This is a genomic window from Streptomyces sp. NPDC031379, from assembly GCF_055569615.1.
Genome location: NZ_JBVIIT010000004.1, coordinates 367,883 through 377,038, shown reverse-complemented (window position 1 = coordinate 377,038; position 9,156 = coordinate 367,883). Strand labels below are relative to the sequence as shown.

At 73.0% G+C, this 9,156-nt stretch carries 11 protein-coding genes; 5 read left to right on the top strand and 6 right to left on the bottom strand.

Features of this window, described 5'->3' with window-relative positions; all coding sequences use genetic code 11:
* Positions 1-94 (bottom strand): biotin carboxylase N-terminal domain-containing protein (locus ACZ5CW_RS08535; protein WP_280842533.1); only part of this gene is annotated, 94 nt, incomplete at its 3' end.
* Between the two features lie 391 nt (positions 95-485).
* On the opposite strand from ACZ5CW_RS08535, the gene ACZ5CW_RS08530 reads away from it, so the two are divergent.
* A complete protein-coding gene (locus ACZ5CW_RS08530) occupies positions 486-1,043 on the top strand; it encodes a hypothetical protein (RefSeq protein ID WP_468599515.1) in 558 nt (185 codons plus the stop codon).
* Here ACZ5CW_RS08530 and ACZ5CW_RS08525 read toward each other — a convergent pair.
* The 4 genes from ACZ5CW_RS08525 to ACZ5CW_RS08510 form a co-directional block, all read right to left on the bottom strand.
* Positions 1,015-1,632 (bottom strand): Maf family protein, encoded by a 618-nt coding sequence (locus ACZ5CW_RS08525; RefSeq protein WP_468599514.1) that lies wholly within the window; start codon positions 1,630-1,632, stop codon positions 1,015-1,017. The genes ACZ5CW_RS08530 and ACZ5CW_RS08525 overlap by 29 nt on opposite strands.
* A gap of 48 nt (positions 1,633-1,680) precedes the next feature.
* On the bottom strand, positions 1,681-1,809 hold the full coding sequence (mmpB, locus tag ACZ5CW_RS08520; protein WP_468599513.1) for a morphogenic membrane protein MmpB: 129 nt from the start codon (positions 1,807-1,809) through the stop codon (positions 1,681-1,683).
* Between the two features lie 107 nt (positions 1,810-1,916).
* Positions 1,917-2,126 (bottom strand): acyl-CoA carboxylase epsilon subunit, encoded by a 210-nt coding sequence (locus tag ACZ5CW_RS08515; protein WP_468599512.1) that lies wholly within the window; start codon positions 2,124-2,126, stop codon positions 1,917-1,919.
* 26 nt (positions 2,127-2,152) lie between these two features.
* On the bottom strand, positions 2,153-3,766 hold the full coding sequence (locus tag ACZ5CW_RS08510; protein ID WP_468599511.1) for an acyl-CoA carboxylase subunit beta: 1,614 nt from the start codon (positions 3,764-3,766) through the stop codon (positions 2,153-2,155).
* A gap of 110 nt (positions 3,767-3,876) precedes the next feature.
* Here ACZ5CW_RS08510 and ACZ5CW_RS08505 point away from each other — a divergent pair, with 110 nt between their 5' ends.
* Positions 3,877-4,743, top strand: coding sequence for a biotin--[acetyl-CoA-carboxylase] ligase (locus ACZ5CW_RS08505; RefSeq protein ID WP_468599510.1), 867 nt, complete (start codon positions 3,877-3,879; stop codon positions 4,741-4,743).
* Between the two features lie 286 nt (positions 4,744-5,029).
* Positions 5,030-6,172, top strand: a complete 1,143-nt coding sequence (locus ACZ5CW_RS08500; RefSeq protein WP_468599509.1) for an adenylate/guanylate cyclase domain-containing protein — start codon at positions 5,030-5,032, stop codon at positions 6,170-6,172.
* A gap of 54 nt (positions 6,173-6,226) precedes the next feature.
* Here ACZ5CW_RS08500 and ACZ5CW_RS08495 read toward each other — a convergent pair whose 3' ends face one another.
* Complete coding sequence (locus ACZ5CW_RS08495) at positions 6,227-6,865, bottom strand: hypothetical protein (protein ID WP_468599508.1); 639 nt, start codon at positions 6,863-6,865, stop codon at positions 6,227-6,229.
* Between the two features lie 192 nt (positions 6,866-7,057).
* Between ACZ5CW_RS08495 and ACZ5CW_RS08490 the strand changes: the two genes are divergently transcribed.
* Together ACZ5CW_RS08490 and ACZ5CW_RS08485 are read left to right on the top strand one after the other, a co-directional pair.
* Positions 7,058-7,852 carry an enoyl-CoA hydratase/isomerase family protein gene (locus ACZ5CW_RS08490; RefSeq protein ID WP_468599507.1) on the top strand — a complete coding sequence of 265 codons (795 nt, stop codon included), beginning with the start codon at positions 7,058-7,060 and terminating at the stop codon, positions 7,850-7,852.
* 84 nt (positions 7,853-7,936) lie between these two features.
* Positions 7,937-9,079, top strand: a complete 1,143-nt coding sequence (locus tag ACZ5CW_RS08485; RefSeq protein ID WP_468599506.1) for a GGDEF domain-containing protein — start codon at positions 7,937-7,939, stop codon at positions 9,077-9,079.
* Positions 9,080-9,156: the final 77 nt, after the last annotated feature.

Below are 9,156 nucleotides of genomic sequence, written 5' to 3'. Positions count from 1 at the left end.
CGTAGACGGCCACGCTCGCGATACCCGCGTCCCGACAGGCCCGGGCCACGCGGACAGCGATTTCGCCACGGTTGGCGATGAGCACCTTGCGCACGATTGAGGCTCCCTCCTTGAAACAAGCCGAGTTTAGGGACTGCCGACACGGCACTTCGACCCGTCCCCAATGGTGAGCTTGCCCACACGGAGCGTGATTCGAGGCTCGCTCGACCGGCGAAAGCCCTAGTCGCACCTCGCTACGCAGGACTCCTCCGGAAAACCCTAGCCCCGCCGTGTGGTCAAGGTCTCTGTGGTGGGGTGCTGCGGCCCACTCTGTTTCTTTGTCGAGTCCCTACGAATGGCCCAATGATTCTTTGCCGGCGCACGAACCCTTGTCCCCGGGTTTACCCGTTAGTAGCGTTCGCGATGGCTCGAACGTACCTGAGGTAACAGATCGCTGGCTGGAGAGTGGGTGGGGACCGGTGGTGCGGAGACCGGTGGCGTGGGTCGTGGCAGTCGTCCTTCTCGCCGAGGCGTTCGGCATCGCGGCCGTGAACTGGTTCCTCGGCGTGGTCGTCGACCGGCAGAAGATGTCCCTGGCCGGGCTCGACCCCGACGTCATGTCGACGTCCTCGAAGATCGGCGGCGTCGTCTTCGGCCTCTACTTCGCCCTGTGCGCCCTGGTGGCCCTGCTGGTCGCGATCCGCAACCGCGCCCCGGCCGGCTTCGGCCGCATCCTGCTGATCAGCGCGGCCGTGGTGCACGGCCTGCTGGGCGCGTTCGCCTGGGGCCTGATCGGCTGGACCGCGTTCCTGTTCATGGTCGCGGTGCTCGCACTGATCGTCCTGGTCCTGATGACGTACGACCGCGCCGAGGGGCCGGAGCAGGCGGCCTCGGGCGGCGGTGCCGACGAGGGCGGCGATCCCACGGCACAGGTCGAGCCGCGGAGCGCGGCCGGCGCGCCGGGGCAGCTTCCCGAGCAGCGCGGTGCCCCGCAGGACGGGGACGAGGAGCCGCAGGACGCCGCCCCCGCCCAGGTCACTCGCCCGGTGCCCACAGCTCCGTGATGCCGACGCCCAGTTCGGCGAGGAGCTTGCGCACCAGGGGCAGGCTGATGCCGATCACGTTGCCGTGATCGCCGTCGATGCCCTCGATGAACGGCGCCGAACGGCCGTCCAGGGTGAACGCCCCGGCGACGTGGAGCGGCTCGCCGGAGGCCACGTACGCGGCGATCTCCTCGTCGCTCGGTTCACCGAACCGGACGACGGTGGAGGCGGTCGCCGACACGTACCGCTTGGCCTCCGTGTCCCAGACGCAGTGACCCGTCTGCAGGACCCCGGCCCGCCCGCGCATCGCCTTCCAGCGGGCGGTGGCCTCCTCGGCGTCGGTGGGCTTGCCGAGCGCCTGCCCGTCCAGCTCCAGCACCGAGTCGCAGCCGATCACCAGGGCGCCCTGCACCTCCGGCTTCGCCGCGACGACGGACGCCTTGGCCTCGGCGAGGGCGAGCGCCAGTTCGGCCGGGGTGGGGGCGGTGACGGCGTCCTCGTCGACCCCGCTGACGATCACCTCGGGCGCGAGCCCGGCCTGCCGGAGCAGGCCGAGCCGGGCGGGGGACTGGGAGGCGAGCACGAGTCGCCTGTGGCGCTTGGCAGTCATGCCGTCAGGTTAGTCGCGTGGCGCCCGCCGGACTCACCTTTGCCCGGCTCACCTCAGACCGATCACGATCATCACCACGACCATGGCCAGGGCCATGAGCAGACCGAGCCGCCGGAGCTTCTCCTGCATGTCGCGCAGTTCTTCCGGCGGCTCGTTCTCGGGGTCTGACCACAGCATTCTTCCAGCGTGCGCCGCGTGTGGCTCCAGTGCCTGAGTACGAGTACTCAAGTTGAGGGCCGGTGCGGCACCCCTGCGCGCGGTTGCCCGCGCCCCTGAGACCGCCCTCAGCTCGGCCAGTAGGTGCGGGTCCAGGACGCCTGGCCCGGCTTGGGCAGGTGGGCGGAGGCGATGCGGGACGGGTCCGACCACGCGTCCCGCGGACCCTGCGCGCCGGACGGCTGGGCTGCTGCCGCCGCGGCGCGGGCTCGGACCACCGCCAGGGCGGCGGCCAGCTCCTCCGGGGTCGGATTGCCTCGTACGACCTTGATCGTCATGACGGCTTCCTATCGATCGGCCGGGCCTAGAGGGGGATGTTGCCGTGCTTCTTCGGAGGCAGGGATTCCCGCTTGGTGCGCAGCTGACGCAGTCCGCGGACGATGTGGGCGCGGGTGTCGGACGGCATGATCACCGCGTCGATGTAGCCGCGCTCGGCCGCGACGTAGGGGTTGAGGAGGGTGTCCTCGTACTCCCGGATCAGCCGGGCGCGCACCGCCTCGAGGTCCTCGCCGCTCGCCTCCGCCTCGGCGAGGGTGCGGCGGTGCAGGATGTTGACCGCGCCCTGGGCGCCCATGACGGCGATCTGGGCGGTCGGCCAGGCGAGGTTGAGGTCGGCGCCCAGGTGCTTGGAGCCCATGACGTCGTAGGCGCCGCCGAAGGCCTTGCGGGTGATCACGGTGATCAGCGGGACGGTGGCCTCGGCGTAGGCGTAGATCAGCTTGGCGCCGCGCCGGATGATGCCCTCGTGCTCCTGGCCGACGCCGGGCAGGAAGCCGGGCACGTCCACGAAGGTCAGCACGGGCACGTTGAAGGCGTCGCAGGTCCGCACGAAGCGGGCCGCCTTCTCGGAGGCGTCGATGTCGAGGCAGCCGGCGAACTGCATCGGCTGGTTGGCGACCACGCCGACCGGGTGGCCCTCGACGCGGCCGAAGCCGGTGACGATGTTCGGCGCGAACAGCGCCTGCGTCTCGAAGAACTCGGCGTCGTCCAGGACGTGCTCGATCACCGTGCGGATGTCGTACGGCTGGTTCGCGCTGTCCGGGACGAGCGTGTCCAGCTCGCGGTCCTCGTCGGTGAGGGCGAGGTCGGCCTCCTCGGGGAAGACCGGGGGCTCGGAGAGGTTGTTGGACGGCAGGTACGACAGCAGCTGCTTGACGTACTCGATGGCGTCCTTCTCGTCGCCGGCCATGTGGTGCGCCACGCCGGAGGTGGCGTTGTGGGTGCGGGCGCCGCCCAGCTCCTCGAAGCCGACGTCCTCGCCGGTGACGGTCTTGATGACGTCCGGGCCGGTGATGAACATGTGCGAGGTCTGGTCGACCATGACCGTGAAGTCGGTGATGGCCGGCGAGTAGACCGCGCCGCCCGCGCAGGGGCCGACGACCAGGCTGATCTGCGGGATCACGCCGGAGGCATGGGTGTTGCGGCGGAAGATCTCGCCGTACGCGCCCAGCGACGCGACACCCTCCTGGATGCGGGCGCCGCCGGAGTCGTTGATGCCGATGACCGGGCAGCCGGTCTTCAGCGCGAAGTCCATCACCTTGACGATCTTCTGGCCGTAGACCTCGCCGAGCGCGCCGCCGAAGACGGTGAAGTCCTGCGAGAACACGGCGACGGGACGCCCGTCGACGGTTCCGTACCCGGTGACGACACCGTCGCCGTAGGGCCGGTTCTTCTCCAGCCCGAAGTTGGTGGAACGGTGCCGGGCGAACTCGTCCAGCTCGACGAACGACTCCTCGTCGAGCAGCAGTTCGATCCGCTCACGGGCCGTCAGCTTGCCCTTGGCGTGCTGCTTCTCGACGGCACGTTCCGAGCCGGCGTGCGTCGCCTCATGGATGCGACGCTGGAGATCCGCGAGCTTCCCCGCGGTCGTGTGAATGTCGATCCCTTGGATCTCGTGACGCTCTTCCGGCTCGGACATCGGGATACGGCTCCCTGCCTGCTCAAAAGGGGGGACGGTTACTCATCCGTAGAGTAGTGGTGGGCCTACCGATCAGCACTGCGTCGTTTACCACACCTAGGGTGGCTTGCATGACGCCCCGAGATGCAGCAGACGACAACGGCAGCCGTTGGTCGGACCTCGACCGTCCGCCCCTGAACGCGGCCGCGCTCCGGCGGGCGCTGGTGCGCGAGGGCGGCCTCTGGTCGGCGCTGGAGATCACCCGGCGCACCGGCTCCACCAACAACGACCTGGTCGCGCTGGCCGGGGCCGGCAAGGCCGCGGAGGGCGCGGTGCTGGTGGCCGAGGAGCAGACGGCGGGCCGGGGCCGCCTGGACCGCCGGTGGACGGCACCGCCGCGCTCCGGCCTCTTCTTCTCCGTGCTGCTGAAGCCGGCCGAGGTGCCGGTCGCCCGCTGGGGGTGGCTGCCGCTGCTGACGGGGGTGGCGGTGGCGACCGGCCTGTCCCGGGCCGCGGGCGTCGACACGGCACTCAAGTGGCCGAACGACCTGCTGGTGACCGTGGACGGGGAGGAGCGCAAGGCGGGCGGCATCCTCGCGGAACGGGCGGGGGACGACGGGGTCGTCATCGGTGTCGGCATCAACGTCTCGCTGCGTGCGGACGAGCTGCCGGTCCCGCAGGCGGGCTCGCTGGTGCTGGCCGGGGCGCGGAGCACGGACCGGGATCCGCTGCTGCGGACCGTGCTGCGGTCGCTGGAGGACTGGTACGGACGGTGGCGGGCGGCGGGGGGCGACCCCGGCGCCAGCGGTCTGCAGGACACGTACGCGGCGGGCTGCGCGACGCTCGGCCGGGTGGTGCGGGCGGAGCTGCCGGGGGAGCGGTCGATCGTGGGCGAGGCGGTCGCTCTGGACGGGGACGGACGGCTGGTCATCGCCACGGACGAGGGAGTGCAGGAGCCGGTGGGCGCGGGGGACATCGTGCACCTGCGGCCCGCGTAGGCACCGGAGCCGATCGGCTGCCCCGCGCTGTGGCGGGCCGGGCGCCGGATCGCTCACCCGCGCCCGCGGGGTGCCGCCGCGCCCGCCCGTGCCGCCCCGGCGGCACGACTGCGCGCAGCCGCGCAGGGCGGCGGCAGCCCCCGAGTGGCCGGCACCGACGCCGATGAGTAGACCGGTACCGGGCACTGAACCCCCGGCCCAACCCGACGGAGTGAGCTGGCGCACACCTGCCGTAGAGTTGAGGCCGGTCGATACCTGACCGCGGCAGATCGGAAGGGCAGCAGGCGTGACCGTCGACGACACGGGCTCCGGCGCGGGCGCGGACGGCCGGGTGGACCCTCCCCTCGAGCGGGGGGACGCCCACGCCGCCGACCCCGGCGAGGACCCGCTGGCCCTGCGCCTCGAACAGCTCATCCTGGGCGCCGAGCGCCGCTACACCCCTTTTCAGGCGGCCCGCAGCGCCGGTGTCTCCATGGAACTGGCCTCGCGGTTCTGGCGGGCCATGGGTTTCGCCGACATAGGCCAGGCCAAGGCCCTCACCGAGGCCGATGTCCTCGCCCTGCGCCGCCTCGCCGGCCTCGTGGAGGCGGGGCTGCTCAGCGAGGCCATGGCGGTGCAGGTGGCCCGCTCCACCGGGCAGACCACCGCCCGGTTGGCGGAGTGGCAGATCGACTCCTTCCTGGAGGGCCTGACCGAGCCCCCGGAGCCGGGGATGACCCGCACCGAGGTGACGTACCCGATCGTCGAGCTGCTCCTGCCCGAGCTGGAGGAGTTCCTCGTCTACGTCTGGCGCCGCCAGCTCGCCGCCTCCGCGGGCCGGGTCGTGCAGACCGGTGACGACGAGGAGATGGTCGACCGGCGGCTCGCGGTCGCCTTCGCCGATCTCGTCGGCTTCACCCGGCTGACCCGCCGCATGGAGGAGGAGGAACTCGGCGAGCTGGTCGAGGCCTTCGAGACGACCGCCGCCGACCTGGTGGCCGCGCGCGGCGGCCGGCTCATCAAGACCCTCGGCGACGAGGTGCTGTACGCGGCGGACGACGCGGGAACGGCCGCGGACATCGCGCTGCGGCTGGTCGAGACGCTGGCGAACGACGAGACGATGCCGGAGCTGCGGGTCGGCATGGCGTTCGGCACGGTGACCACCCGCATGGGTGATGTGTTCGGTACGACGGTCAACCTGGCGTCCCGGCTCACCTCGATAGCCCCGCGTGACGCCGTGCTGGTGGACAGCGCCTTCGCGGAGGAACTCATCCGTACCGGCGAGGCGCCCGCCTCGGAGGCGGAGGCGGCCGAGGCCGCGGCGGCCGCCGAGAAGGAGGGCGAGGAGCCGCCGACGTACCGCTTCGCCCTCCAGCCGATGTGGCAGCGCCCGGTGCGTGGGCTCGGCGTGGTCGAGCCGTGGCTGCTCACGCGCCGCGACGCCCCCTAGGGCCTGTCCTCACCCTCCCGTCCGCCCCGCGGCGCGGACGGTCACCGACCCCTTCTACCGGTCCTGGGCCCCGGGCAGGTCGACACACAGACTGATCACCGGAAGGCACACCCCGCCGGGTCCGGGGTCCGCCGTGCTCTGGCTCGGTGCCGGTGTGGGGGTCGGCGTGGGCGTGGAAGTCGCCGGGGCCGGGCGGGGGACGGACGCCGTCGCCGAGGGGCGCGGGGTGGTGCCGCCGGGCGCGGACGGGGCGCCGGTCGGGATGGTGGTCGGGACGGCGGTGTCGTCGGACGGTGCCGCGGCGGTGTCCGTGGCGGTGGGGGTTCGGGTCCCGGTGTGCGCCGGCGCGAGGCTCCTGCCGCCCATGGCGGAGGTCGCCGAGGGCAGCGCGGCCGGGTCGGCGGCGGCGGTGGCGGCGGTGGCGGCGGTGCCGGCCGAGCGGTCCGGGACGCCGGCGCCCGTGCCGAGCCGGGGCTCGGCCTCCGCCGTGCCCGGGGCGCCGACCCCCGACTCCGGGGCGACCCTGACCAGGCTGAGGGCCCCCGCGGCCAGGGCGAGGCCGCCGGCGGCGAGCAGCACCTTGCGGGGGTGGGGCTTGCGGTGGCGCCCGCGCCGTACGGCGCACGCACCCCCGGCCGGTTCGCCCCGCTCGCTCTCCAGTTCCGTACGGGACTGCGCAGGTATCGGTGTCATGGGTTCCCTCCCCGCCGCGCGCCCCGGGGCGCGCCGTGGCGGAGCGCACGCTATGCGCTCCTGTGGGCGGTGTGCGGCGAGACGGCCGGGATGTCACTCGAACGGGTGTAGCCCCCCTGGGCTTCCCGGGATCGGGTACGACTGCGATGATCGGGCCGACAGTGTGTTAACCCGCGTTAACCGGAGGGTGTCATGAGCGAGGAGCGGTTCGGGGAGTTCGTGCTGGTGCGGCGGCACGGGCACGTGGCGGAGCTGGTGCTGGACCGGCCCAAGGCCATGAACGCCGTCTCCACGGAGATGGCCCGCTCGCTCGCGGGTGCGTGTGCGGCGCTGGCCGCCGACCGGGACGCGCGCGTGGTCGTGCTGACCTCCTCCCATGACCGGGCGTTCTGCGTCGGGGCGGACCTGAAGGAGCGGAACTCCTTCTCCGACGCGGACCTCGTACGGCAGCGCCCGGTGGCGCGAGGGGCGTACACCGGGGTGCTGGAGCTGCCGATGCCGACGATCGCGGCGGTGCACGGGTTCGCGCTGGGGGGCGGTTTCGAGCTGGCGCTGTCCTGCGACCTGATCGTGGCCGACCGTACGGCCGTGGTGGGGCTGCCGGAGGTGTCGGTCGGCGTGATCCCGGGAGGTGGCGGTACGCAGTTGCTGCCGCGGCGGGTCGGGGCGGCGCGGGCGGCCGAGCTGATCTTCTCGGCGCGGCGGGTGGAGGCGGCGGAGGCGGCCGGGCTGGGACTGGTGGACCAATTGGTGGAGGAGGGCCGGGACCGCGAGGAGGCCCTGGCCCTCGGGGCGCGGATCGCGGCGAACTCACCGGTGGGCCTGCGCGCCGCCAAGCGGGCGCTGCGGCTGGGGCACGGGCTGGATCTGCGGGCGGGGCTCGAGGTCGAGGACGCGGCGTGGCGCTCGGTGGCGTTCTCGGGGGACCGGGCGGAGGGGGTGGCCGCGTTCAACGACAAGCGCAAGCCGGAGTGGCCGGGGGAGTAGGGGGAGCGAACCGGCGCCGTCCCCGGTCCACCTGATCGCCCCACCGATATCCCGAATCACCCTATTTCTCCCTAACCTGGAGTAATGGGTGAGGACAAGCGGCTCGCCGCCGTCGTGGCGCTGGCGCAGGGGATGGCGGCGGCGCACACGCCACGGGAGTCGTGGCAGGCCGCCGCGCTCGGTGGCTGCCGGGCACTGGACGGGAGCTTCGCGGCACTGTCGGTGTGGGAACGGGAGCTGGGCCGGCTGCGGGTCCTGGTGAACGTGGGGGACAGGGCGCCGGACGAGGAGGAGTTCCCGGAGGCCGAGGCCTACCCGGTGCACCAGTTCCCGGAGATCACCGAGTTCCTGCACGAGCGGTGGGCCGGCGGCGGGGGCCCGAACGCCTGGGTGGAGACCGCCGAGGGGACGGCCGCCGGTGACCCCGGCTATTTCCACCAGCGGGTCGCCGCCCTGCGCCGCAGGGGTCGCGGCTGCTGCGTCGTCGCCCCCGTCGTGCTGCACGGCCGGGCCTGGGGCGAGCTGTATGTCGCCCGCCCGGCCGGAAAGCCCCCGTTCGGGCGCGCCGACGCCGACTTCGCCACCGTGCTGGCCGCGGTCGTCGCCGCCGGGATCGCGCAGACCGAACGGCTGGAGGAGGCCCGCCGGCTCGCGTACACCGACGCCCTCACCGGACTCGCCAACCGCCGTGCCGTGGACGTGTGCCTGGAGGAGGCCGTCGAGCGGCACCGTACGGAGGGTCTGGCCGTCAGCCTCGTCGTCTGCGATCTCAACGGACTCAAGCGGGTCAACGACACCTTGGGGCACGCCGTCGGCGACCGTCTCCTGGAGCGGTTCGGCTCGGTGCTCTCGCTGTGCGGGGCGATGGTGCCGGGAGCGCTGGCAGCACGGCTGGGCGGTGACGAGTTCTGTCTGCTCGCGGTCGGCCCGCCCGCCGACGACGTGGTGAAGGCCGCGGACGAACTGTGCCGCAGGGCGGCGGAGTTGGAGCTGGGCGAGGGGGTCGCGTGCGGTATCGCCTCGACCGAGGACCCGATCGGGCCGGTACGGGACGCCCGGCGGCTGTTCCGGCTGGCGGACGCCGCGCAGTACCGGGCCAAGGCCGTGCGCGCGGACCGGCCGGTGGTGGCGGGCCGGGAGGGCCCGGACGACCCCGTCGTACGGCTGGCCGACGAACCGCCGCCCTCGCGCGCCGAGCGCCGCCGTTTCCGCGGGCGCCGCCCCTGAGGCGAAGCCCACACCGAGCGGTAAGGGTCACTCCCGCGCCCCACTAGTGACATCGCCGCATTCAATGCGTACGCTCC

Coding starts and splice junctions, on each gene's coding strand:
- ACZ5CW_RS08525 (WP_468599514.1), bottom strand. CDS start 1,632: ATGACTGCCAAGCGCCACAGGCGACTCGTGCTCGCCTCCCAGTCCCCC.
- mmpB (WP_468599513.1), bottom strand. CDS start 1,809: ATGCTGTGGTCAGACCCCGAGAACGAGCCGCCGGAAGAACTGCGCGAC.
- ACZ5CW_RS08515 (WP_468599512.1), bottom strand. CDS start 2,126: ATGACGATCAAGGTCGTACGAGGCAATCCGACCCCGGAGGAGCTGGCC.
- ACZ5CW_RS08510 (WP_468599511.1), bottom strand. CDS start 3,766: ATGTCCGAGCCGGAAGAGCGTCACGAGATCCAAGGGATCGACATTCAC.
- ACZ5CW_RS08505 (WP_468599510.1), top strand. CDS start 3,877: ATGACGCCCCGAGATGCAGCAGACGACAACGGCAGCCGTTGGTCGGAC.
- ACZ5CW_RS08495 (WP_468599508.1), bottom strand. CDS start 6,865: ATGACACCGATACCTGCGCAGTCCCGTACGGAACTGGAGAGCGAGCGG.
- ACZ5CW_RS08490 (WP_468599507.1), top strand. CDS start 7,058: ATGAGCGAGGAGCGGTTCGGGGAGTTCGTGCTGGTGCGGCGGCACGGG.
- ACZ5CW_RS08485 (WP_468599506.1), top strand. CDS start 7,937: ATGGGTGAGGACAAGCGGCTCGCCGCCGTCGTGGCGCTGGCGCAGGGG.